General features: G+C 37.5%; 24 protein-coding genes. 9 read left to right on the plus strand and 15 right to left on the minus strand.

What is annotated here, in order from left to right; genetic code table 11:
- Positions 1-341 precede the first annotated feature (341 nt).
- Positions 342-1,544, plus strand: a complete 1,203-nt coding sequence (gene cls, locus BC6307_RS22200; RefSeq protein ID WP_066420526.1) for a cardiolipin synthase — start codon at positions 342-344, stop codon at positions 1,542-1,544.
- An 18-nt stretch (positions 1,545-1,562) separates the two neighbouring features.
- Positions 1,563-2,516, plus strand: a complete 954-nt coding sequence (gene uvsE, locus BC6307_RS22205; protein ID WP_066420524.1) for a UV DNA damage repair endonuclease UvsE — start codon at positions 1,563-1,565, stop codon at positions 2,514-2,516.
- A 113-nt stretch (positions 2,517-2,629) separates the two neighbouring features.
- Here uvsE and BC6307_RS22210 read toward each other — a convergent pair whose 3' ends face one another.
- Entirely contained in the window at positions 2,630-2,800 is a 171-nt protein-coding gene (locus tag BC6307_RS22210; RefSeq protein ID WP_066420522.1) for a XapX domain-containing protein, read from the minus strand.
- A gap of 172 nt (positions 2,801-2,972) precedes the next feature.
- Between BC6307_RS22210 and BC6307_RS22215 the strand changes: the two genes are divergently transcribed.
- Both BC6307_RS22215 and BC6307_RS22220 read left to right on the plus strand, forming a co-directional pair.
- Positions 2,973-3,479, plus strand: coding sequence for an RNA polymerase sigma factor (locus tag BC6307_RS22215; RefSeq protein WP_066420520.1), 507 nt, complete (start codon positions 2,973-2,975; stop codon positions 3,477-3,479).
- Positions 3,472-4,233 carry a hypothetical protein gene (locus tag BC6307_RS22220; protein ID WP_066420518.1) on the plus strand — a complete coding sequence of 254 codons (762 nt, stop codon included), beginning with the start codon at positions 3,472-3,474 and terminating at the stop codon, positions 4,231-4,233. The genes BC6307_RS22215 and BC6307_RS22220 overlap by 8 nt, the downstream gene beginning before the upstream one ends.
- A 448-nt stretch (positions 4,234-4,681) precedes the next feature.
- On the opposite strand, the gene argS is transcribed toward BC6307_RS22220, so the two are convergent.
- The 5 genes from argS to speE all read right to left on the minus strand — a co-directional run bounded on the left by argS (position 4,682) and on the right by speE (position 10,364).
- On the minus strand, positions 4,682-6,352 hold the full coding sequence (gene argS, locus BC6307_RS22225) for an arginine--tRNA ligase (RefSeq protein WP_066421579.1): 1,671 nt from the start codon (positions 6,350-6,352) through the stop codon (positions 4,682-4,684).
- Positions 6,349-6,801 carry a YwiB family protein gene (locus BC6307_RS22230; protein ID WP_066421580.1) on the minus strand — a complete coding sequence of 151 codons (453 nt, stop codon included), beginning with the start codon at positions 6,799-6,801 and terminating at the stop codon, positions 6,349-6,351. The genes argS and BC6307_RS22230 overlap by 4 nt, the downstream gene beginning before the upstream one ends.
- 135 nt (positions 6,802-6,936) lie before the next feature.
- The gene (tnpB, locus tag BC6307_RS22235) at positions 6,937-8,109 is read right to left on the minus strand and encodes an IS200/IS605 family element RNA-guided endonuclease TnpB (protein ID WP_066421582.1); all 1,173 of its coding nucleotides are present in this window, start codon (positions 8,107-8,109) and stop codon (positions 6,937-6,939) included.
- A 494-nt stretch (positions 8,110-8,603) separates the two neighbouring features.
- Positions 8,604-9,476, minus strand: coding sequence for an agmatinase (speB, locus tag BC6307_RS22240; RefSeq protein WP_066421584.1), 873 nt, complete (start codon positions 9,474-9,476; stop codon positions 8,604-8,606).
- Positions 9,477-9,536: 60 nt separating this feature from the next.
- A complete protein-coding gene (gene speE, locus BC6307_RS22245; protein ID WP_066421586.1) occupies positions 9,537-10,364 on the minus strand; it encodes a spermidine synthase in 828 nt (275 codons plus the stop codon).
- Positions 10,365-10,585: 221 nt separating this feature from the next.
- Here speE and BC6307_RS22250 point away from each other — a divergent pair, with 221 nt between their 5' ends.
- Positions 10,586-12,652, plus strand: a complete 2,067-nt coding sequence (locus tag BC6307_RS22250; protein ID WP_066421588.1) for a transglycosylase domain-containing protein — start codon at positions 10,586-10,588, stop codon at positions 12,650-12,652.
- Positions 12,653-13,278: 626 nt separating this feature from the next.
- Here the strand turns inward: BC6307_RS22250 and BC6307_RS22255 are convergent.
- Both BC6307_RS22255 and BC6307_RS22260 read right to left on the minus strand, forming a co-directional pair.
- On the minus strand, positions 13,279-13,782 hold the full coding sequence (locus BC6307_RS22255) for a YwhD family protein (protein ID WP_066421838.1): 504 nt from the start codon (positions 13,780-13,782) through the stop codon (positions 13,279-13,281).
- Between the two features lie 13 nt (positions 13,783-13,795).
- Positions 13,796-14,470, minus strand: a complete 675-nt coding sequence (locus BC6307_RS22260) for a site-2 protease family protein (protein ID WP_066421835.1) — start codon at positions 14,468-14,470, stop codon at positions 13,796-13,798.
- A gap of 88 nt (positions 14,471-14,558) precedes the next feature.
- On the opposite strand from BC6307_RS22260, the gene BC6307_RS22265 reads away from it, so the two are divergent.
- Positions 14,559-14,747: a 2-hydroxymuconate tautomerase gene (locus tag BC6307_RS22265; RefSeq protein ID WP_066421832.1), complete on the plus strand. Its 189-nt coding sequence runs from the start codon at positions 14,559-14,561 to the stop codon at positions 14,745-14,747.
- Positions 14,748-14,793: 46 nt separating this feature from the next.
- Here the strand turns inward: BC6307_RS22265 and BC6307_RS22270 are convergent, their stop codons facing one another.
- From BC6307_RS22270 to BC6307_RS22290, 5 genes are all read right to left on the minus strand, one after another.
- On the minus strand, positions 14,794-15,246 hold the full coding sequence (locus BC6307_RS22270; RefSeq protein ID WP_066421830.1) for a GNAT family N-acetyltransferase: 453 nt from the start codon (positions 15,244-15,246) through the stop codon (positions 14,794-14,796).
- Positions 15,247-15,261: 15 nt separating this feature from the next.
- A complete protein-coding gene (locus BC6307_RS22275) occupies positions 15,262-16,560 on the minus strand; it encodes a DUF2254 domain-containing protein (protein WP_066421828.1) in 1,299 nt (432 codons plus the stop codon).
- An 84-nt stretch (positions 16,561-16,644) separates the two neighbouring features.
- Positions 16,645-17,151: a YwgA family protein gene (locus BC6307_RS22280; protein ID WP_066421827.1), complete on the minus strand. Its 507-nt coding sequence runs from the start codon at positions 17,149-17,151 to the stop codon at positions 16,645-16,647.
- 32 nt (positions 17,152-17,183) lie between these two features.
- Complete coding sequence (locus BC6307_RS22285) at positions 17,184-18,482, minus strand: HD domain-containing protein (RefSeq protein ID WP_066421825.1); 1,299 nt, start codon at positions 18,480-18,482, stop codon at positions 17,184-17,186.
- A 498-nt stretch (positions 18,483-18,980) separates the two neighbouring features.
- On the minus strand, positions 18,981-19,205 hold the full coding sequence (locus BC6307_RS22290) for a YuzB family protein (protein WP_066422044.1): 225 nt from the start codon (positions 19,203-19,205) through the stop codon (positions 18,981-18,983).
- 280 nt (positions 19,206-19,485) lie between these two features.
- Between BC6307_RS22290 and BC6307_RS22295 the strand changes: the two genes are divergently transcribed.
- The gene (locus BC6307_RS22295; protein ID WP_066422041.1) at positions 19,486-20,181 is read left to right on the plus strand and encodes an RsfA family transcriptional regulator; all 696 of its coding nucleotides are present in this window, start codon (positions 19,486-19,488) and stop codon (positions 20,179-20,181) included.
- Between the two features lie 439 nt (positions 20,182-20,620).
- Here the strand turns inward: BC6307_RS22295 and lipL are convergent, their stop codons facing one another.
- Together lipL and pta are read right to left on the minus strand one after the other, a co-directional pair.
- Positions 20,621-21,472 carry an octanoyl-[GcvH]:protein N-octanoyltransferase gene (gene lipL / locus BC6307_RS22305; protein WP_066421942.1) on the minus strand — a complete coding sequence of 284 codons (852 nt, stop codon included), beginning with the start codon at positions 21,470-21,472 and terminating at the stop codon, positions 20,621-20,623.
- A gap of 106 nt (positions 21,473-21,578) precedes the next feature.
- The gene (pta, locus tag BC6307_RS22310) at positions 21,579-22,553 is read right to left on the minus strand and encodes a phosphate acetyltransferase (protein ID WP_066421944.1); all 975 of its coding nucleotides are present in this window, start codon (positions 22,551-22,553) and stop codon (positions 21,579-21,581) included.
- Positions 22,554-22,862: 309 nt separating this feature from the next.
- On the opposite strand from pta, the gene hemQ reads away from it, so the two are divergent.
- Positions 22,863-23,606, plus strand: a complete 744-nt coding sequence (hemQ, locus tag BC6307_RS22315) for a hydrogen peroxide-dependent heme synthase (RefSeq protein WP_066421946.1) — start codon at positions 22,863-22,865, stop codon at positions 23,604-23,606.
- Between the two features lie 327 nt (positions 23,607-23,933).
- Positions 23,934-24,401 (plus strand): spore coat protein GerQ, encoded by a 468-nt coding sequence (gene gerQ / locus BC6307_RS22320; protein WP_174522399.1) that lies wholly within the window; start codon positions 23,934-23,936, stop codon positions 24,399-24,401.
- Positions 24,402-24,595 lie beyond the last annotated feature (194 nt).

Here is a 24,595-nt window from a genome sequence, read left to right on the forward strand (position 1 = left end):
TCTTGTAGTTATTTCTATCAAATATTCTGAACTTTATTGTAATTCTATCATATAAGTGAATGAGCGTTCAGTCAATATAGAAAATGAAATTCTTTTACAATTATGTATATAAGCTTTAGTTGAAAATAATGATACCTTTTCATCATTACTTAATTATTTCCAACAACAGTTAGACAAAATAAAACGGCGGTTTTCGGCTACACTAAAAGGAAGAATAAAGTGGAGCTAACAATCAGTTGGGGTTATTCCTCCCTACTAATTGTTAATTGAATGAATCGGGTTATGTCCAGGGAATTTATGGACAGTTAACACCGAGATAATTGCTGGAGGGATTACTCTATATGGTCATCATCACCGTCGTTTTGTTTGCCCTTTTTTTACTAATCATGTTGGCGATTCTCGACTTTAAATTAGGAAGAAAAAAGCATTTAGCGGAAGTAGAACATGATGTGTTCCCAAAAAGAAAGAGTAACATTTCGCTTTTTACTGATGGTGGTACTTTATTTAAACATATGTACGATGATTTACGAGAAGCAAAAGAGCATATTCATGCGCTTTTTTATATCGTACGAGAAGACCATATTAGTAAGGAGTTTTTAAGCATACTAAAAGAAAAAGCTGAAGAAGGACTCGAAGTTCGATTATTAATGGATTGGGGCGGCTCATTTAAATTTAAGAAAGAAACGGTGCAACAATTAAAAGGTAGCGGAGTGGAAGTATACTTTTGTCATCCACCTAAGTTCCCCCACCTTTTTTATAGTATAAATGAGCGTAATCACCGTAAAATTACTGTTATCGATGGAAAGATAGGATATGTAGGTGGGTATAACGTCGGAAAAGAATATGTTGGCCAAGATTCGAAAATGGGTGTATGGCGTGACTATCACTTAAAAGTTACTGGCGAAGGGGTAAAAGATTTACAATTTCAATTTTTGCAGGATTGGAAAGATGACACCGGGATTGATTTACGAGAAAATAATCAGTATTATCCGCCATTAACTCCAGGCGAAATTACACATCAGTTCATTCCTACTAATGGTGCCTTTCTAACAGAAACTTTCGTATCATTAATTAAAAAAGCGAAAAAACAAATTATTATTGCTACTCCTTATTTTATTCCGAGTGATGAATTAATCAAAGAATTGTTTAATGCTTTAAATAGAGGGGTAAAAGTTAGTGTTTTAGTTCCTCAAAAGGAAGATCATTTACTATTACGTGATGCAGGGTTTAACTATTTCCCTGCACTTATGCAAGCAGGTGCTACGATTTATCGCTTTTATTACGGCTTTTACCACGCTAAAGTAATGGTCATTGACGAGGAGATTTGCGATATTGGAACTGCAAATTTCGATAAGCGAAGTTTGTTTTTAAACCATGAAATTAATTGTTTAATATACGATTCTGAATTTGTTCAATGTGTACTTCATGAGATTCAGGAAGATATGCATAATTCAGAAGTGTTAACACCTGATTATTTAAAGAAACGTTCTTTCTTAGCAAAAGGAAAGCAACGAGTAGCGAAAATATTATCTCCTTTATTATGAACTGGGAGGGAAAAACCGGTGCTAATTCGATTTGGCTTTGTCTCCCAATCTGTTCTCCTGTGGGAAGCATCGCCGTCCAAAACATTAACATTTACAAGATATAAACAGTTAGAAAAGGTAGAAAGAGATGCGAAGTTAAAGGAAGTTACGAAAATAAATTTACAAAACACATTACGTACCATTTATTATTGTATCGCCCATGAAATTCCCGTATTTCGCTTTTCTTCCTCGCTAGTACCACTTGCTACTCATCCCGAAGTGAAGTGGGATTATTTATCTACGTTTCGAAACGATTTTCAAAAGATAGGCGACCTCGTCAAACAGTATAATATGCGGACAAGCTTTCATCCTAACCAATTTACGTTATTTACGAGTGATAAAGAACATATTACCGCGAACGCCCTAGAAGATATGATTTATCACTATGACATGTTAGATGCAATGGGATTAGGTGAAAGTGGAACGATGAATATACACGTTGGCGGGGCTTACGGGAATAAAGAAAAAGCTGTGGAACGATTTTATGAAAACATAAAAAGGCTACCAAGTGATGTTTTTTCACGAATGACGTTAGAGAATGATGATAAAACATATACAACCGAAGAAACGTTAGAAATTTGTGAAAAGCTTGGTATACCGTTGGCGTTTGATTTTCATCACGAGTTTGCCAACCCGAGTAATACAGCTTGGGAAGAGCTGTTACCACGTGTTTATAAAACGTGGGACCGACTTGGGATTGTTCCAAAAGTGCATATATCTTCTCCTATTTCCCAAACAAAAATTAGACACCATGCTGATTACGTGGATCTATCCTTTATTATGCCTTTTGTGAAAATCGCTCTAGATATAGGACAGGATATTGACTTTATGATTGAAGCAAAACGAAAAGATGACGCCGCACTTTTACTAGCGGAAGAAATCGGAAAAATCCGTGGATTGAAGCGTGTGGCTGGAGGAATTGTGGAGGCGTGATAAAGCCGGTAATCTTTTATTGGATTACCGGCTTTTTTACATGGTGATTGTAACATGTGAAATATTTTATTGATGCACTTCAAACCTGAACCGTCCTACCGTTGATCTCAAGTTTACCTTGTGAATAACGGTATGATGAACTCATGTAGCTTAAAGCCTAAGTAAATACCGACGATACCGATAATTCCAGCTAATGCAGGTGGTGCAGGGATTGGTAGTCTTAACAAGGCAAAAATAAACCCTACGATTAAGCCAGTAAAAAGAGCTAAAATAACTTCCTTCATGATGACATTCCCCTTTTCTCTTTGGTGTATAGTTACAGTATCACCAAAAAGGTTCTATCTTATTGAAACCCTTTTAAATTTATCAATTTTCAAAAAGACGTTTAAAAAACTGCGATAAACAAGAAATGATATCGTCTAATTATATATAGGTAGGCAAAACAGGGGGAGTTGCATGTCTAAAGAAGAAAAAATATCTCAATGGTTTTTTGAATATAGTGATGACATTTACCAATTTTTACTGTATAAGTTGGGTTCACCTGATGTTGAAGATCTAGTTCAAGAAGTTTTCATCCGAGCGTTAAAATCGCTGAAAACATTTAAAGGTAATTCAAGTCCAAAAACATGGCTTTACTCTATTGCTAGAAATATTGCCATTGATGAAATAAGAAAACGCAAAAGGGAGAAATGGAAATCACTTTTACTATTAGATAACGAACAAAGTACGAACATGTCACCGGAAGAATTGTATTTTTTATCAGAGGAACATAAAGTACTTATCGCGACTATTTATTCTTTAAAAAGTAATTATCAAGACGTTTTAATTATGCGTGGAATGAAAGAATTAACCGTTGAAGAAACAGCTAACATTTTAGGGTGGACAGAGGAAAGAGTGCGGTCCACTCATTACCGAGCCAAGCAAGCTCTACATGCGAAGTTAGGAGGGGATAGCGTTGAATAATAAGTTGGATGATTTAGATGAAAGGTTAAAGTCGGTTCCGAAGCCTACTTTAAAGCTAGAGCTCAAGCAAAAAATGCACGAAAAAATTATAAGTCCAAAAGAAGCAATGACCGATAAAATTTTAGCTTTCTTATTGTCGATCATTTTTATTTGGATTGGGTTTATGATTACCGGAAATACAGTTGAACGGTTTATTTTTTATCCTTTGGATCCTCTAATAACTAATGAGTCTATTTACAAAGGGATTACAACGTTATTAACAATCATCATCATACTATTAGTTTTTATTCTATCCTACTGGCTAGCATGTAAAGTGAGCGATTACGTTACAACATTTAGATGGAGTTTTTCCATTAAAGTTTTATTAGTACTCGTGCTCATTTTGCTAGTAAGCCATAAACTTTTTGCTCCGTATTTTTATACTGAACAATATTTAAAAAGTCGTGCGGAATCAGTTATCCAAATGGAATACGATCTCTATGATGAAAACTTATCACAAGAAGAATTTAATAAAAAAGCTAAAAAAGTGTACGGAATGGACCGTGTTTTAACAGATCATTACAAAAGAGATGTTGAGCTTATCGAGTTAAATGAAATTAGCTTTGAGCGAAGATACGCACGGTTTATTTACAAAGTAGCCGTTACTGAAAAAGTGACCATTAACGGTAAAGAGGAGCTGAGTACAAACATATACAAGTACGAATTCTACTCTAAAAATGGATTATTTTACTTGAATGGGTGGAGCATGAATTAGGAGTCAGTGTTGTCACTGACCCCTTTTGTGCTGCTTTTCCGCCTATGTGCCTAAGCGGCCAATTTATGTGTATTACATAAATTAAAACCTGTCAGTGATAAATAAAATGAGTCCGGTGATAAATAAATTCAAGTCATTGATAAATAAAACGAGTTCGGTGATAAATAAATTCATCTCATTGATAAATAAACTGAGTTCGGTGATAAATAAATTCATCTCATTGATAAATAAACTGAGTTCGGTGATAAATAAATTCATCTCATTGATAAATAAACTGAGTTCGGTGATAAATAAATTCATCTCATTGATAAATAAACTGAGTTCGGTGATAAATAAAACGAGTTCGGTGATGAATATAATCACGTTGTTGTTAAATAAACTACTCAAACGAACCGATATTGAGAAAAAACCCTCCACCAACAACCGGCAGAAGGCTTTCCTGATAAGATTACATTTGCTCTGGAGCTGATACTCCGATTAGTTTTAGTGCGTCTTTCATTGTAATTTGAACAGCTTTCATTAATGCTAAACGAGCTGTAGATTTTTCTTTATTGTCTGCATCTAATACTTTTTCGGCATTGTAGAAGCTATGAAGTGCAGATGCTAAATCAAAAATGTAGTTCGTTATGCGGTGTGGAATACGTTTTTGTGCCGCTTCACTTACCGCTAATGGGTATTCTCCTAATTTCTTAAGCAAGTCCATTTCTTTTTCAGAAGAAACATGCTGTAATTCTAATTCGCCGTCCAGTGAAAGTCCTAGCTCTTCTCCTTGGCGAAGCATGCTGCAAATACGAGCATGTGCATATTGTGCATAGAATACTGGGTTTTCATTCGATTGAGATACAGCAAGGTCCATATCAAAGTCCATATGCGTGTCGGCACTGCGCATTGCGAAGAAGTAACGAACTGCATCAAGACCTACTTCTTCCATTAGGTCACGCATCGTTACTGCCTTTCCTGTACGCTTACTCATTTTCATCTTTTCGCCGTTTTGGAATAAGTGCACGAGCTGAATAATTTCCACTTCTAATGCATCTTTACCAAAACCAAGCGCTTCAATCGCAGCTTTCATACGCGGAATATACCCGTGATGGTCTGCTCCCCAAATGTTGATTAATTTATCATGTCCACGCTTTAGTTTATCTTGGTGGTACGCGATATCTGGCGTTAAGTACGTGTAAGAGCCGTCATTTTTAATTAATACACGGTCTTTGTCATCACCATATGTCGTAGAACGGAACCATGTTGCTCCTTCTTCTTCATAGATGTGACCTTGTTCACGTAATGTCGCTAATGCCTCATCGATTTTCCCGTTATTATATAGGGATGTTTCAGAATACCAAACATCAAAACTCACACGGAACTCTTCTAAATCTTTTTGCAGTTTACCCATTTCATACTTCAAGCCGTATTCACGGAAAAACTTCAGACGGTCCTCTTCGGATTCGTGAACAAACTTATCGCCGAATTCCTCTTTTAATGTTTTTCCAATTTCGATAATGTCCGCACCATGGTAACCATCTTCTGGCATTTCTTTATCCATACCGAGCGCTTGGAAGTAGCGAGCTTCTACAGAAAGAGCTAAGTTGTTAATTTGGTTACCAGCATCGTTAATGTAATACTCTCTCGTTACGTCATAGCCTGCTTTTTCTAAAACGTTACATAAAGAATCACCAACTGCCGCACCACGCGCATGACCTAAATGTAAGTTCCCTGTAGGGTTAGCAGAAACGAACTCGACATTCACTTTCTCCCCTTGTCCTACATTTGTTTTTCCGTAATCTGTGCCTTGGTCAAGAATTGTTGGGATTAAATCTGTTAGGTAAGAATTGTTCATGTAGAAGTTAATGAAACCTGGTCCTGCAATATCAATTTTCTCAATAGATGCTTTTGATTGGTCAAAGTTGTTTACGATTTCCTCTGCAATCATACGCGGTGCTTTTTTTGCTACACGTGCTAGTTGCATCGCCATATTCGTAGAGTAGTCCCCGTTTGCTTTTTCTTTCGGTGTTTCTAATACAACGGAAGGGATTTGCTCTTCCGTTGCAAGACCTGCTTTTATTACGGATTGTTTTATTTCTTCTTTTAAACGTTCTTGCACTTGTTCTACTATGTTCATATTGATGAAACCTCCTCATAATGTAACGTAATAAAGTATGTACCCGCTGATTGACCGTGTACGGTTAACTCGTATTCCATTTGGAACGATCCCCGTTTATTTATGTCATCCTTCATGAGCGTCATTTTATTCGTTTCAATCGTAAGCTGAAATGTACCAAGTTCATTTTCATATATACCAGCCGTTTGTTCCCCAAGGCGGTATGTTTGCCTCATTTTAATCGCACCTGCACGACTTACCCACGCTTCTTGGTCCGATAGTTTATAAATAACGTTCACTGTTCCGACAGAAGGTTGCTCCTCCGTAAAAACTATAAACATTTGATTCCCTTTTATGTAGTAATGTCCTTCTGTTTGAAAAGAAATAACTTCTTTTTCACCTTCATGATGTATTTCTGATCTAAATGAAATATTAATAGGGATTTTTTCTCCCTCAACATGTTTTCTCATAAATTACACGTCCTATTAAATGCTTTGTTTCTATCATTCATTATAACCTTATAAGTTTGAACTACTCCACCTTTATTTCTTACGAAATTTGAAGATGGAGATTCCTAAGAACACCAGCGTAACCGCTAGTTTTGATTAGGCTATCCCCGTCGCACCTACGGTTAGAAGTCTTATCGCTTCATTTCTAAGATTTTGTCCTGCGTTAACATCTCTTTGGTGATGGACTCCACACTTGCACGTCCACTCACGCAAATTCAGATCTTTAACGTCTTTGTTTTTGTTGCCACAATTCGAACACAGCTGAGAGCTGGGGAAGGCTTTACTTACTTCCACTACGGTCTTACCGTACCATTCAGCCTTGTACGTTAACATGGTCTTGAATTGATACCATGATACATCAGCAATGGATTTAGCAGTCTTCTTGTTTTTCATCATGTTCGTTACATGCAGACTCTCGATTCCGATAACATCGTGGTTTTTGATGATATCCGTAGAGGTCTTATGCAAGAAATCTGTACGTGCATTTTTGATTTTTTCATGAATACGAGCAACCTTTTTTCTTTGTTTATGCCAGTTGCTTGAACCAATGACCCGCCTCGATAGAATTTGTTGGGCTTTTATCAGCTTTTGTTCTAATGACTTAAAATAGCGGTTGTTTCTGTATATCGTCCCATCCGCAAGGGTAGCAAAAGCTTTTATTCCTAAATCAACGCCTGTTTGAGAGTTTGTTTTTGGTAGTTGAACGACTTCTACTTCCGCAAGTATAGACACAAAGTATTTTCCACTTGGGTTGCGCCTTATCGTCGCATTGATAATTCGACCATCTACTTCACGACTTTTCGCAAACCGAACTAGACCAAGTTTAGGAAGCTTGATGTGTTTATCAAGAACGGCAATATTTTTGTTGGTTTGCTTAGTGGTATAGGATTGTACCTTGTTCTTCTTGCTTTTAAACGTAGGCGCTTTATTTTGATTCTTGTAATACCGTTGATACGAATCTGCTAAATTTTCAACGGACTTTTGAAGGGAAATACTGTCCACTTCTTTTAAGAAAGGATAGTACTCTTTTAACTGGCGAACCGCCTTAATGGAATCATATTTATTGAAAAAGTCACCTTTCCAGTTGTTAGATGGTAACTGCCCGTTTTGTTTCATTTCCTCTACGATGTGCCAATAAGCGTCCTTTTGCTTCTGTTTAGCAAGGAAGAAATTGAACACGAATCTGGAACAACCTATCGTCTTATTGATTAACTCCATTTGTCTTTGATTAGGGAAGATACGAAATTTATACCCCTTTTTGACTAGCATGAACTCACCTCACCATCTAGGAACATACGTTCTAATTATACCATGACAGTGAGTGTTTTGGCTATCGCCAAACGACATTCATCTCCCCCTTATCGCTGAGCTAAGGCTCTTCACGCGATTGAAGAGGGAGTCTTCTGTCGGAAAACGATAAAAATCGAGAGAAACTCTTATAAATTTTTAATAAGTTTTTTATTAGGGAAATTTGAACACTTATTTAGGAGAGGTAGTCTAGGACATAATAAACTATTTGCTGCCTGCACTCTTCTAGTATCCCTATTGCATTTAATCAACAGAAAGTGAACCCCCACCCATTGACCTGATAAATCAAATACGGGTGAGGGTTCGCTTTCGACACATACCTATTGTTTTCGTGTTCGGGGGATCTCCTCTGAACACATGCTGGTTAAGAATGCTCGCAAAATTCTCGGTTTATTAATTATTATACTTTTTAAAGAGTTAATTAATTACCCAAGCCATAAAAGAGTCTATTTTCTTTATTTCACAAACCCCAAAATCATTTCTCTTATTATTTTACTCGCTGTGTTTGCTGTTTGTTCAGAAGCATCATATATTGGAGCAACTTCTACTAGGTCACAACCGACTACATTTACTTCTGATCTAGCTATTGCATGAATAGAAGCAAGTAGTTCACGAGATGTTATTCCACCTGCGTCTACTGTTCCAGTGCCTGGTGCATGAGCAGGGTCAAGAACATCAATGTCGATTGTTACATAAACTGGACGACCAGCTAACGTTGGAAGAATCTCTTTTAACGGCTCTAACACTTCGAATTTCGAAATGTGCATGCCTACTTCTTTTGCCCATTGGAATTCTTCTTTCATACCTGAACGAATACCGAAAGAATACACATTCGTTGGACCGATATGGTCAGCAATTTTTTTAATTGGTGTAGAGTGAGATAACGGCTCCCCTTCATAATGGTCGCGTAAATCTGTATGAGCATCCATATGAATGATCGCTAGGTTAGGATATTTTTTTGCCACTGCTTTCATAACAGGCCAAGATACTAAATGCTCTCCTCCCATACCGAGTGGGAACTTCCCTGCAGCCATTAAACCATCAATATATTCTTCAATCATATCAATACTTTTTTGCGGATTTCCGAACGGTAGTGGAATATCTCCTGCATCAAAATATTTTACTTCTTCTAGCTCACGGTCTAAATACGGACTATATTCTTCTAATCCAATAGATACTTCACGAATACGAGATGGACCAAAACGAGATCCCGGACGATAGCTTACTGTCCAATCCATCGGCATACCGTAAATAACTGCTTGGCTTTCCTCATAGTTCGGATGACTTTTTATAAAAACATTACCTGAATAAGCTTCATCAAAACGCATGTATAGGAACCTCCTCATAATAGGGGTCAGTAATTACCCTGACCCCCAATACTTTTTTATTTATTTTGTTAAATCCGCCACGAACTTCGGCAACACAAACGCTGCTTTATGAAGTTCTTTCGTATAGTATTTTGTATCAATTTCATGGAAACGATCTTCGCTAACTTCTAATGGATCATATTTTTTAGATCCAATTGTAAATGTCCACATTCCACTTGGGTATGTAGGGATGTTCGCAATATAAAGACGTGTAATTGGGAAGATTTCACGAACATCGCGTTGAACGTTGCGAATTAAATCTGGTGTAAACCATGGGTTGTCCGACTGAGCAACAAATACACCGTCTTCTTTTAACGCTCTAGAGATTCCTGCATAGAAACCTTTTGTGAATAAGTTTACTGCTGGTCCTACTGGCTCTGTAGAATCAACCATAATAACGTCATACTTATTTTCACTTTCTGCAATATGCATAAAGCCGTCGCCTACTTGTACGTCTACACGAGGATCGTCTAATTTTCCAGCAATTTCAGGTAAGAACTTTTTAGAGTACTCGATTACTTTTCCATCAATATCTACTAGTGTTGCTTTTTTCACACTAGGATGTTTTAACACTTCACGAATTACTCCTCCGTCTCCACCACCTACAACTAGTACGTTTTCTGGATTTGGATGTGTGAATAACGGAACGTGTGCTACCATTTCGTGATATACCCACTCATCCTTTTGTGAAGTCATGACCATTCCATCTAGTAATAACATATTGCCAAACTCTTCTGTTTCAACCATATCAAGCTTTTGAAAATCCGTTTGTTCTGTATGTAAAGTCTTGTTGATTTTCATTGTAATTCCAAAGTTTTCTGTTTGTTTTTCAGTAAACCATAATCCCATTTTATTCAATCTTCCTTTCTCGTTATCGTATCTATTTCTTCATTTACTATCGTTCCCCAACGAACAACATTAAAACAATTTTCATGTAACAAGAAAAAAGTATAGATGAAACTATCAAAAATTCAAGAAAAATATTTTATTTTCATAAAAAAATGTTTAAAAGGGGCGAAACCTTTTCATACTAAAAGTATTAGTATGCCTTTTGGAGGGTATAAAAAACGATGGAAATTATAACTAATGACCGGCTACAGTCGTGGATCAAATATATTCGTGCTTTTCTTTTTATATCCGTAATCCTATTAATCTCCTTCTTTCTGTTTATCGGATCTATTTTTATATATGCAAAATCAAAAGGAGCTCCTCCACTTTGGGTGACGCAATCGTCTATCATTTATGCTAGTGATGGATCGATTATTGGAGAAGCACATAATGGAGAAAAACGTTATTGGGTTAGTTTAGAAGACATTTCTCCAAACGTCATTGACGCTACGCTCGCCGTTGAAGACCGTCGTTTTTATGAACATAGTGGCTTTGACTATCGTCGTATTGTTGGTGCGATTTTAGCGGATATAAAAGCTAGAGCAAAAGTACAAGGTGCAAGTACGATTACGCAACAATATGCCCGCAACTTATTTTTAAATCACGAAAAAACTGTTACGAGAAAATGGAATGAAGCTTTATACACGATTCGACTTGAGGCGAATTACTCAAAAGATGAAATATTAGAAGGATATTTAAATACAATCTATTACGGCCACGGTGCGTACGGTATTGAGTCAGCCGCTCATTACTACTTTGGGAAAACTGCTAGTGAGTTAACGTTAGCAGAAGCTAGTATGCTTGCCGGCATTCCTAAGGGACCAAATATTTTCTCTCCATTTATTAATGAAGAACGAGCTGAAGCACGACAACGGGTTGTGTTACAGTCAATGGTCGCAAACGGCAACATATCTGAAACCTTAGCAAAAGAAGCTGCCGAACATTCGTTACAGTTTGGAGAACGCGAGCATTTACCGACAGAGTATATGGCTCCTTATTTTCAAGACGCTGTCCGCTCGGTGCTTCGTAATGAACTAGGGTTAGGAGAAGAACTAGTAAAAGGTGGACTACACATTTACACTACGTTAAATCCAAGGCTACAACATATTGCCGAACAGCAAATTGCCGAAGAATTGGATGAGGAATCTGACATTCAAGTTGGGTTTATCGCGATGGATCCACAATCAGGTAGAGTAGAAGCTTTAGTAGGTGGACGAGATTATGAAGAAAGTCCGTTTAACCGTGTAACGCAAGCGATGCGTCAGCCAGGATCGACGTTTAAACCGTTACTATATTATCAAGCGCTAGAAAATGGGTTTACTCCTTCGACTCCGTTTCGAAGTGAGCGAACAACGTTTCAGTTTGATAACGGGCGGGCTAGCTATACGCCTCATAATTACAAAGACTATTATGCAAATAGCGAAGTGCCGCTCATGCAGGCATTACCAGTTTCAGATAACATTTACGCTGTGAAAACGCATTTATATTTAGGAGAAGAGCAGCTATTAGAAACAGCTAGAAAATTCGGTATTCACTCCCCTTTACAAGCAGTACCTGCGCTAGCACTAGGTAGTTCACCCGTTCGAGTGATTGAAATGGCGAATGCGTTTAGTATGCTTGCTAATGGTGGTACGAATGTTACTCCTATTTTTATTGATAAAATTGTCAATTACCGTGGAGAAGTTTTATTTGAAAGTTCACCAGAAAAGGAAAGAGTGTTAGATCCTGATATTACATTTGTGTTAAATCATATGATGACTGGAATGTTTGACCGTCGCTTAAATGGATATATGTCTGTTACTGGTAATAGTCTCGTTTCGCAACTTTCTAGACCGTATGCCGGGAAGTCTGGAACAACACCGACAGATAGTTGGATGATTGGCTATACACCAGAGCTATTAAGTGCAGTTTGGACAGGATATGATCAAAATCAACCACTTCAACAACGAGAGCAACGATATACGAAAAATATATGGGCAGAGTTTATGGAGGAAGCACTAGAAGAAAAGTCCGTTACAGTGTTTCGTCCAACAGATGGTGTGGTAGGAGTACAAGTAAACCCAGAGAGTGGCTTACTAGCAAGTAAAGAGTGTCCTGGTTCTCGCTTAACTTATTACGTGAAAGGGACAGAGCCAACCGAATACTGTCAAAAGCACGGCGAAGAAACTGAACAACAAATTGAACAACTAGAAAAACGTGAACAAGAAGGCGGAAAATCATGGTGGCAAAAATTCATCCCTTGGCTATAAGAAAAGCGGAGGGCGCTCGTTTAGCGGCGACAAGCACAAGGCAAGCGCTGTAGAAGGGCGCTTTTTGCCCTTCGGAAGCGATTGACTTGTGACCTCGAGCCGCTAGCGCCCGGAGCTAGACAATAAGAAAAGCGCAGGCGGCTCGTTCTGGCCCGACAAGCATAAGACAGGCGCTGCAGGTGGGCGCTTTTTGCCCACCGGAAGTGACTGGCTTATGACCTCGAGGGCCAAGCCGCCGGAGCTAGACAGAAGAAAAGCGCAGGCGGCTCGTTCTGGCCCGACAAGCATAAGACAGGCGCTGCAGGTGGGCGCTTTTTGCCCACCGGAAGTGACTGGCTTATGACCTCGAGGGCCAAGCCGCCGGAGCTAGACAGAAGAAAAGCGCAGGCGGCTCGATCAGGCCCGTACAAACTGGACCATTCCGAACAGAAATACATGCACGTGAGAGATTCTCCTTAACAAAAGTAAAAACCCCGAGATTAAAAATCTCGGGGTTTTTAGTGTCCTAGTTTCCATGTGATACCACATGTAAGTTTAGTTTACTTTTTTTACTACAATAACTCAAGTAGGTTAGAAGGACGTTCAATAATCTGTCACATATTTTTTCTCAGAAAGGTATTGACAACCTATTCTACGGCTAATCCGTTTTTTAATTCCTCACTTGAGCGCTCCCACAAACCTGGTTCATGATTGATTAAATAGTTTTTCAAAATAGTTTTAGACCGATCATCCATAAAGTCGACCATTATATGGCGCTTCATCGATTTATCCATTTTATTCACATGCTCTGGTAACGATTTATAGCCACGACGCGCCTCACGATCAACTGTCATTTCGCACGCGGTGACACCTGCATAATATGGGCCTTCTTGTTTACGATCAATCGTCACCCATACGAGCCAATATAGCTTTGGATTTGGTACTTCATCTCGATTCGGAATAAACTTAATTCCTTTTTCTACCGTGCTTCTTGCATGCATAGCACCGATATCTACAAACGCTTCCCCAGCTTCGACATCTACAAACACAGGTGAAACATTTTCTAAACTAAGCGCTCCAACGCCAAACCCTTTATGGCCATCTGTTGGGTCATTTTTTATAATATTAAAGCCAATTGGTTTCTTTTCCATCAAAAATTCCTCCTTACAGCATTAAAAGTGTTGCTAGAAAATCAAAAATTCCTTTTTCAATTGTCGGATAAACGGTGCTAAAAAGTAGTCCAATCGTAACATCATATAGTGGCCTAATAAGTACTAACGCTAAGAAAAAAATCATTCCGAACGGTTCTAATTTTGTTAATTGTGGTCGTACCCTATTTGGAACTAAATCATGAATTATTCGATAACCGTCTAACGGTGGAATTGGTAGCAAGTTAAATATAAATAAGATTATATTTAACATAACAAACACCGAAAAGAACGTTTCAATTGCTCTCCAAGCTGTCGCAGAGACCGTTTCATATAGCCCAAACTTGATAAGGACTAGGAATAAAAACGCTCCAATAATTGCTAAAAATAGGTTACTTAAAGGTCCAGCAATCGATACTAAAACACCTGCAAGTCGAGGGCGTTTAAAGAAAAAACGATTAACAGGCACTGGTTTTGCCCACCCAAAGCCGACTAAGAAAATTAAAATTGTTCCTAATGGATCTAAATGAGCCATCGGCGATAACGTTAATCGACCTTGTTTAGCTGCTGTTGAATCTCCAAATTTATACGCAACAAAAGCATGAGCGTATTCATGAAGTGTAAATGCAAAAATTAACGTAATAGCGACAAATGGAATGAGTTCGAGTGGAAAAGCTAAAAAACCTTCCAAAGTTGTTCCCCTTTTCTATACCTTTTTCTTCTTTCAGTATACAATATTTAGTGATAAGAAAGAAACTTTCATAATAGGAGGATTTACTATGCCATACGTTACAGTAAAAATGCTAGAAGGTCGTTCAGAAGAACAAAAAAGAGCGCTCGTTGAAAAAGTAACCGCTGCTGTTAGCGAGACTACTGGTGCTTCTGAAGATAAAGTAGTTGTATTCATCGAAGAAATGTCTAAAAACCATTATGCTATTGGTGGCAAACGTTTAAGCGACGAAGCATAACATTACCAGTGCCTAGCTCCTCCATATTGAAGTTGCTAGGCCGAATTTATAATTCTTGAGCTAACCTAACCATATCCCTACAAACAATTCCATTTTCAATAATTGGTTGATTATATTCAGCAAAATAATCTTTTATAATATGTTCCATCCTAAACCCTAATTTTTGATACAGTGCTAGTTGGTCTAAACTCGAATTACCGGTTCCAACTTCTATTCGTTTATAACCCGCTTGCCTAGCTGTATGTAAACTATGCTCCACTAACCTTTTCCCAATACCTTTTCCTTGCCAGTCTTCACTAACAGCAATATTAATAAGTTCTGTCGTTATTTCATTTATTTGAATTCGTACATAAACACCTACAACATGATTATTTATTTCTGCTATGTACATTTCACCCTTTTGATAATATTCCTTCACCTTTTGCTCAGATGGATCTGCCAGCAATAATAAATCCATCGGTACAACTTCCCCTTGCTCCCACTTTCGAATACTTTCCATCCCATTTTTCCCCTTTTAAATATTTAATACTTTAGTTAAGTGCTGTTTTAACGACGTTAACCTTTTACAATCTAAAGGATGTAGTCCCTCTTCTTTTATAACAGCTGTTAAATATTCCGACATAACAAGTAGCTTTTTCTTCGTAGGTTGATTACTACCTTCTCCAACTAATATAAAACATTCTAATATAGTAAACATAACAGAAAGATCCTCTTTTCCATAGTTTCTAATTTGATAGAATGTCGTATATAGTAAGTCCTCTAAAGTTTTAACCGGGATTGCTACTTTTTCTACTCCTTTGTCATTACAGTATAGCTCCATATTTGCATCCACTTTCGCATACGTTAATATTAACTTACTCATATAACGAATACAGCTATTTGCCGTGTTCGGATCATTAATACCTGGTGAAATTGCCCGAAGTGCCACTTCTACTAATTTTTGAAGAGCAAAGCTTTCATCCTGAATTGGTGTTCGCTCTGTACCCACGACAACTGCCTTATAAAGCTCCTCTTCCTTTATTTTTTGGGGCTCTTTTAAAAAGTAGATGGAACATATATCGCTATGCTCCGTCACGAAATCACCAATTTGCTTATGAAATTCAATAAATAATTGGTACTTTTCCGCTAGTGCTATCCATTGCTCAACATCAATCAATTGTATATAACCGGTACTTGGGGCTTTTATGTTTTTTATTTCGGAAAAATAAAAATGATCGACACTTAATTGCTCCTTATATTTAAGCTTCCCCTCTAACCTCCACTGCTCTTTGCGTTCCATTCGATCTAAACCTTCTTGCACGAGTTTTTCAATCAGTTTACTTACTTGAATAGAGTTAGCAACGTGTTGGATAAAAATAACGAAAATCCCTAAGCATAAAACAGCTAATAGGACACCTACAAATGCTGCTATTACCGGCTGATCATCAAACCATTCTCTCATAAATAAAAGTGCTAGAATAGAATACAGAAAACCACCGATAAAGATACCTAACACACGTAACGTTTTACGGTCTGTTATAAAGTCTTGAAGAGTTCGTGGAGAAAATTGAGTAGAATAAGTTGTCAATACAACCATGATGGTAGAAAACGTAATGGTCGTCATCGTTAACAATGCGGTTGCAATGGCTGCAAGTGTTGTTTTCGCTAACTCAACGTTTGTAAAAAACAATTTTGGTAGATGCATCATGAATTTAGGTGCAAGGAATATATCAAACATAACAACTAGAATGGTTAGTATGATGCTTAAAGAAGCGTATAGAGTTGGAATATACCAAATACTTTTTCGAACTCTCAACAAAAATTTGTCGCCCATGATTATCCCTCCTTTATAACTTCATACGTTTAGTTTTCACTTACTCGCTCCCTTTTCATGCAAAAAAGCTAAACCTATTTAGGCTTAGCTTTTAATTTGCTTTCTTAAATTCTCTATATAAGAATAAGCTTCTTCCACTTCTTCTTCTGTGTATCGTTGCTTACTTTTTAACGTGAATACTTTTTCTTTCACTTCTTCTTTATCTAAATTCTCGAAAAAAAGGACAGTTGAAACGAGCTCTAAAAAACGAGAGCTTTGGTTGTTCATATCTAGCATACAGTCTTCAAACTTCGTTAATGGAAGCTCAAAATTAGCTAGAAATTCTTCTCCCGATTCTGTTAACGAATAACGATATTGAGAGTAGCCACCTTTGTTTTCTTTTAACTCGTGTAAGAACCCTAAGTTACAAAGCTCTTCTACTCGAAGTGTTACTTCCTCAGAGTACGGCCCGTAAAAATGGAAGTTATATTTCTCGTAAAATGGATAATCTAATTTTTTCGCTATATATACCATTTTTTGCAGCTTTTTTCTCCCAATTACTTCCCCTGCAGCCGCAAATACCTTCATTAGTTTCGCGTGATCTTTCAACAAACCCGTTCATCTCCTCTTACCTTAGACGTTGCCTATATTCCTAAAATCTCTAATATTTTTCTCTTTATCGTTTTTTTCGTTGATACATCTTGTAGTAAATCTAATGGAAAATATAATTTATGATCCGTTCTTCTTTTTCCTGAGATAGCATCTACAATTTCAGATTCTCGGGATAGTTCACGCACCTCACCTGTTGGCATTAATAGATGAATTGGTAAACGTTCTTCTTCCTCTCCAGGACGATAAAAATCGTACGGTAAATCAGATGAAGAATCTACTACTAAGTAGTATTCAGGATCTAACCCAGCTTTTTTAAAGAGGTTGTTTAATTCCATTAAATCTTTCATTTGTGTAGTTGGATTAAATTCGACATATTTAAATAAGTTTCTGTTCATAAAACGTCGACATAGGTCACTCAAAATCGGATCATCCTCTTCTTCCCACGCTTGGAAGTAATAATGGATAATGGATTCATCGAGCTTTAAGTAGTCTTGAAGTGTTAATTCATCTTCAAATATAGAATAGAAGTGTATCGGTTGATGTTTAAAATTGTAGAATTCTTCATGTAGCTGTTTAGCGCGATGTAATATTTTTGTTAAAATCACTTCTGCACTACGTGTTACAGGATGAAAATATACTTGCCAATACATTTGGTAGCGGCTCATAATATAATCTTCTACTGCATGCATTCCACTTGATTTAATTACTACTTGATCCTCTCGAGGACGCATAACACGTAAAATTCTTTCCATATCGAAATGACCGTAGCTTACTCCTGTAAAATACGCATCACGTTGGAGGTAATCCATTCTGTCGGCATCAATTTGGCTAGAAATTAAACTAACTACCATTTTGTTTTTGTACGTTTTCGCAATTACTTCTGCAACATGTTTCGGAAATTCTTCCTTTACGTTTCGAAGTACTGCATTCACTTCTGTGTCACCAAGAATAATGGCTCTTGTAAAATCTTCATGATCCAGATGAAACACTTTTTCGAACGAATGAGAAAAAGGACCGTGTCCTAAGTCGTGAAGCAATGCTGCACAAAGGCACAATAAACGTTCATTCGAATCCCACTCTGGTCTACCTTCAAACCCATCGTCAATAATTCGGCGAACAATTTCATACACACCTAGAGAGTGGTTTAGCCGACTATGCTCTGCGCCATGGAACGTTAAATACGTTGTTCCTAATTGACGAATTCGGCGTAGGCGTTGAAACTCTTTCGTCCCGATTAAGTCCCAAATAACACGGTCACGAACGTGTACATAACGATGTACAGGGTCTTTAAATACTTTTTCTTCATTTAGTTTTTCAGTTGCATAGCTCATCCGCTTTACCTCTTTACAAGCAACTCGTCTATGAATCGCTATTATTTTCCGTTCTATCTGCGGGAATAAATCTATTATAATGCTTTTATTTTTAAGATGAAATGCTCGAATTTTTCAAGAAATGACCATTTTTCTATTTTATTTTACGTATTTTTGCCTTTTTCTACACATTCTATTGAATCTAGTTTTTTATTATTTTTTCGTCTACTTTGAAAATAGGATGGTAGTCCGTTTCACTTCACTACAGACACTTGCTTTCCGCGGGGAGGGAGTCGAGCCTCCTCGGCTGCGCCTGTGGGGTCTCGACCTTCCCTCTATCTCCCGCTGGAGTCAAGTGTCTTCCGCTCCGTTCCACTCACGGCTTTTGAATTTGAAAGGTAAAACATTTAACTGTTCAAAAGAAAGCCACCATCTTCATTCTCTATGATGTGAAGTTTTAGTTCGATAAATTGATATATAGAAAGAAAAAAATCACCTTAGGGAATGTCAAAGGCGATTTTATTTGTTTAATTTTTTTTCTATTTTTTCGATTAGTTCGTCTTCTGTTGGTGCTGATAGAGGACGGTTATTAACAAAAGCAAAGGATTTCTTTCTACCCGGTCCACAATATGATTGACAGCCGATGTCAATTGCTGCTTCGGCGTCTACTTTTTTTAATTTAGGCACTAACGTTTTTATATTTGTAGCCTGGCAATCGTCACAGATCCGAAATTCATTCGCCATGGTCTATTACAATCCCTTCTTCCACGATATAAAAGACGTAAAGGAACCACGTCTCTTTTTCACTAAGAGGTATTGTACATGTATTTGCAAGACAATGCAAGAGAGTTGAAGTTGGTAAATTCCTGTTTATTTACATTGTTTCCTTAGCTAAATTGCATGAATCTATTAATTTTTCTACTAATATGTATAAATATTTTTCCAGTTGACCACAATAATCGTAGGGATGTTTTATTCTTTCAAAACATGAAAAACAAGATATATAGAAAGGTGTGGTCAATACATGAAAGAACGTCAAGATGCATGGTCTGAAGAGGATGACTTACTATTAGCCGAAACAGTATTAAGACATGTTCGTGAAGGAAGCACGCAATTGAATGCGTTTGAGGAAGTCGGTGATAAATTAAACCGTACTTCTGCAGCATGTGGCTTCCGATGGAATGCGGTTGTACGTCATAATTACGAAAAGGCGTTACAATTAGCAAAAAAGCAGCGTAAACAAAGACAACGCGCGCTAGGACAACCTACTAAAAAGTTATTATATACACCACCTGAGCCAACTTTAGAAGATATTCCTTTTGTGCTAGAGCAAAATACTAGCCCTAGCCCGATGGCCGAAATGGCGCAGGAAACTGTTCCTACTATGACTTCTTCTAAACCGAGAAGTAATAGTATGACGGTTGAGGATGTGATTGCTTTCTTACAATCAATAAAACATTCAAACGTACGTCAATCGGCGTTAGAGCGTGAAAATGAAAGACTAGCAAAAGAAAATGAAGAATTTGCAAGAAAGAATGCGGAGCTAGAAAAACGTATTCAAAAGTTAAGGGAAGAACAGGATACTGTTCAAGAAGATTACGAAACTTTAATGAAAATCATGAACCGCGCACGCAAGCTCGTATTATTTGATGAGGATGAAAGAGTGCCGTCAAAGTTTATGATGGACCGAAACGGTAATTTAGAGAAACTAGCGGAATAATAATATAAAAAACATCCAAACAATTGGTTTCATTCATTGTTTGGATGTTTTTTCTTTTGAAAATTATAGATTGGGTGGCAAGAAATATGTGTGTCGTCGTATTTTTTTTCAGCAGTCGGAGTTTATTTACGTGTTTCCTGTAATTTTTAGATGCGTTTGAAAATTTAATTGACGCACTTCCTTGATTTTTTGGCGCACCTGCAAAATTATTGACGCACTTCCACGGTTTTTTGACGCACTTGGAAAATTTATTGACGCACTTCCGCGGTTTTTTGACGCACTTGGAAAATTTATTGACGCACTTCCACGGTTTTTTGACGCACCTGCAAAATTTATTGAAGCACTTCCGCGGTTTTTTGACACTCCTGCAAAATTTATTGACGCACTTCTGCGTTATTTTGACGCACCATCACCCTCAGGCTGTTCATCTCCTGATCCTTTATCGAACGTGTTCTAAGAGCTTGTTGTTCCGTTCTAGAACGCGATTAAAGTATTGTTGATACAGTGTTATTTCTTCCCCATCTAGTTGGCTTGAAATTAATCGGTCTCCAAGGTAGTTTAATGCGTGAAGAAGTCGTAACATTGTGTCTTGAACGGTTAATGGTGTTTGCAGTAAATCGGATAGCGATGCCATTACTTCTGGTTTAATGTTGGGCACGTCGAATTTTAACCCTTGTTCATGGCGAGATGCTTTTTCGTAAAACTGCCGTATCATATCAGCGCGGTTCTCTTTTTGTTCTCGGACGCTTAAATATATTTGCACGGCAACACCATTTTTTATTCTGCGCTGCGAAATTCCAGCAAACTTTTTATGATCGATACTTAAATCATAGCTTCCCGGGCAATAAGAGCCTACTATTTCTTTCGCCTCAATCCTAGCAGGAAAATCACGGAACATATACTTAATTAATTCCCACATCGCATCATAGCCTCTACTTATATCAATTCCTTTTTCGGCTTCAGGGAAAATAAGTGAAATATTCAATACATCTTCGTCTAGTACGACTGCTAAACCGCCTGAATTACGTACTATCACTTCATATCCTAAAGAGTTCAAATATGAAATCCCATCTTGTAAATAAGGTAATCTAGTATCTTGAACACCTAACACAACTGTATTTTGATGAACCCAAGTCCGGCATACAGCTCCAGAAATTCCTTTTCCAACAGACGTACATAACGTATCGTCCATCGCAAAAGATTGTAACGCTTGAAATGTTGGACCTAATGAAGATTGGTCAATAATCCTCCAAGACGGTTGTTTCAGTATATTTAATTCGTTATTATCCATTTGTTCATGCTCCTGCAATTTAGTTTTCCTTCCTATAAGTTTACACGAAAATGAATAAAAGAAAAAATACCATCGCCCTTTTTCAGAACAATGGTATTTTGTCATGTTATTGTACAGCTTGACCAGCTGTAATTAACGCTAATTTATAAACATCTTCTGTACTACAACCACGAGAAAGATCGTTTACTGGTTTGTTTAAACCTTGAAGGATTGGACCTACCGCTTCAAAATTACCTAAACGTTGTGCAATTTTGTATCCAATGTTACCAGCTTCTAAACTTGGGAATACAAAAATATTCGCATCGCCTTTAATTTCAGAACCTGGAGCTTTTTTCTCTGCTACAGATGGAACAAATGCTGCGTCAAATTGGAATTCTCCGTCTAGCGTTAAGTTCGGCTCACGGTCTTTTGCAATTTGGACTGCTTCCACTACGCGTTCTGTTTCTGAAGATTTTGCAGAACCTTTTGTTGAAAAGCTAAGCATCGCAACACGTGGTTCAATGCCGAACATTTGAGCAGTTGCTGCACTTTCGATTGCGATTTCAGCTAGATCTTTACTATCTGGTGCAATGTTAATCGCACAGTCTGCGAACACATATTTCTCATCGCCACGAACCATAATGAATACACCAGAAGTTTTACTTACGCCTTCCTTCGTTTTTATAATTTGAAGAGCAGGTCTAACTGTATCTGCCGTTGAATGTGCTGCCCCACTTACTAAACCGTGTGCTTTGTTTACATGCACAAGCATAGTACCGAAGTAGTTTGGAGTTTGTAGAATTTTTCTAGCATCTTCTTCTGTTGCTTTTCCTTTTCGACGCTCAACAAACGCAGTTACTAACTCATCCATTTCACCGTATGTAGCTGGGTCATATAAATCGATCGCCTCTAAAGAAAGACCTAATTGATCCGCTAATCCTTTTACTTCCGTTTCAGAACCGATAACAATCGGCTTCACAATTTTTTCTTCCCCTAAACGTACTGCTGCTGATAATACACGCTCATCGTTTCCTTCTGGAAATACGATACTAATGCTTTTACCAGCTAATTTATCCTTTAAAGCTGCAAATAAATCGCTCACAAAAGTCACTCCTTGATAATGTTTTAATCTAATCTACCCTTAAGGATACTGCAACGAAAAGGAAAAGCAACTACTTACCCTTGCTGACAACGCTTCCAAATTAAATTCTTTATTTTTTAAAAAAACAAACAATTTCTATAACCTTTCCTCTTCTATTTTCTCTAGGATACCGTTTCGTATTCATAAATACGTCACACATTTTTAAGGTTTTATAAAGAGGTAGTAAGGGCAAACTGTGATATAGTAAGGATATATACATAAAGGCTTGTCCTTTTTTAATAATATGAATTTTTAAAAGGAGAGATTTACATGAGTGAAGCAGCACAAACGCTTGATGGTTGGTATTGTCTACACGATTTCCGTACTATCGATTGGGGAGTTTGGAAAACATTATCAAATGAAGAACGTCAAGCAGCGATCAATGAGTTTTTAGGTTTAGTAGAAAAATGGAATACTGTTGAAAAAGCGAAAAATGGTAGTCATGCGCTTTATTCCATCGTTGGTCAAAAAGCTGATTTTATGATGATGATTTTACGCCCAACTCTAGAAGAATTAAATGAAATCGAAAATGAGTTTAATAAATCACTTCTAGCACAATATACGGTTCCTACGTATTCCTATGTATCTATCGTAGAATTGAGTAACTACTTACCTGCTGGGGAAAATCCGTACGAAAACCCACAAATTTTAGCGAGATTATATCCAGAGTTACCGAAAGCAAAACACGTTTGTTTCTATCCAATGGATAAAAAACGTGACGGCAACGATAACTGGTACATGCTGCCAATGGAAGAGCGCCGAAGCTTAATGCGTAGCCACGGGATGATTGGTCGTTCATATGCTGGGAAAGTAAAGCAAGTTATTACTGGTTCTGTCGGTTTTGATGACTACGAGTGGGGAGTAACATTATTTTCCGATGATGCTCTTCAATTTAAAAAGTTAGTATACGAAATGCGCTTTGACGAAGTAAGTGCTCGTTATGGCGACTTCGGAACTTTCTTTGTTGGAAATATTTTAGAAGAAGATAAAGTAAATACACTTTTTTCTATTTAAACATCAATTTCGCTAGGTACGTGATACCTAGCGTTTTTTTCTGGGCAAAATATTTTTTAACATACTACTAAATAGCTCCCTCTGTTTTTCTTTACACTTCTTAATAGAAATAGGTTCCTCGATTCTCTTCTATCTTTTTACAAAATTAGAAAGCATATATTTTCTACCTTCTTCATACAATCAAGTAGTGTAAATTCATTATTGTATGAATGTCTCTTACCGTCCTTTTTAACGTATTGTGTTTTTATGCCAAATCAATTTCTTTCTCTAGCTTATAAGCTTTACAACTATAGAGAGAAAGCAGAAATTAAGAGGAGGTTTTGTTTCATGAAAGGTCAATTTCCAAGTGGGGGATATCCTCAAATGGGATATAGCTCGAATCCTTATGCCCAATATTATGGGGGACAACCGGGTATGGCTGCTGGATTTTCGCCGGGGCAAGTAGCTGGGCAACAAACTGGTTATAAAATGCCTTCTTTTCAAGCAGCTCCGCAAGACGTACCGGGCATGTTACCGTTAGAGCAATCTTATGTTGAAAATATTTTACGTTTAAACAGAGGGAAGCTTGCTACTGTTTATATGACTTTTGAAAATAATAGAGAGTGGAATGCGAAAATTTTCAAAGGGATTATTGAGGCTGCCGGGCGTGATCATCTGATTTTAAGTGATCCACAGACTGGTAAACGTTATTTATTGTTGATGGTATACTTAGATTATGTAACATTTGATGAAGAAATTGAATACGATTATCCGTTTGGTGCTGCTCCTGGGCTGTCTGCTTATCCCTCAAGGTAATTAGAATACTTATTGTGTGAAAAGAGACTGTCACTTTTGTGGCAGTCTCTTTTTTTTAATTGTCTACCTTAAATAAAGGTTGAGGTAAAAAGTTATCCGTTCCTCTTCGCTACGAGAACTTGCTTTCCGCGGGGAGATGTCTAGCTCCAGCGCATTGGCCCTATCAAACTTCCCAGTCCGTCCGTACGATAAGT

Source organism: Sutcliffiella cohnii (assembly GCF_002250055.1).
Lineage (GTDB): Bacteria > Bacillota > Bacilli > Bacillales > Bacillaceae_I > Sutcliffiella > Sutcliffiella cohnii.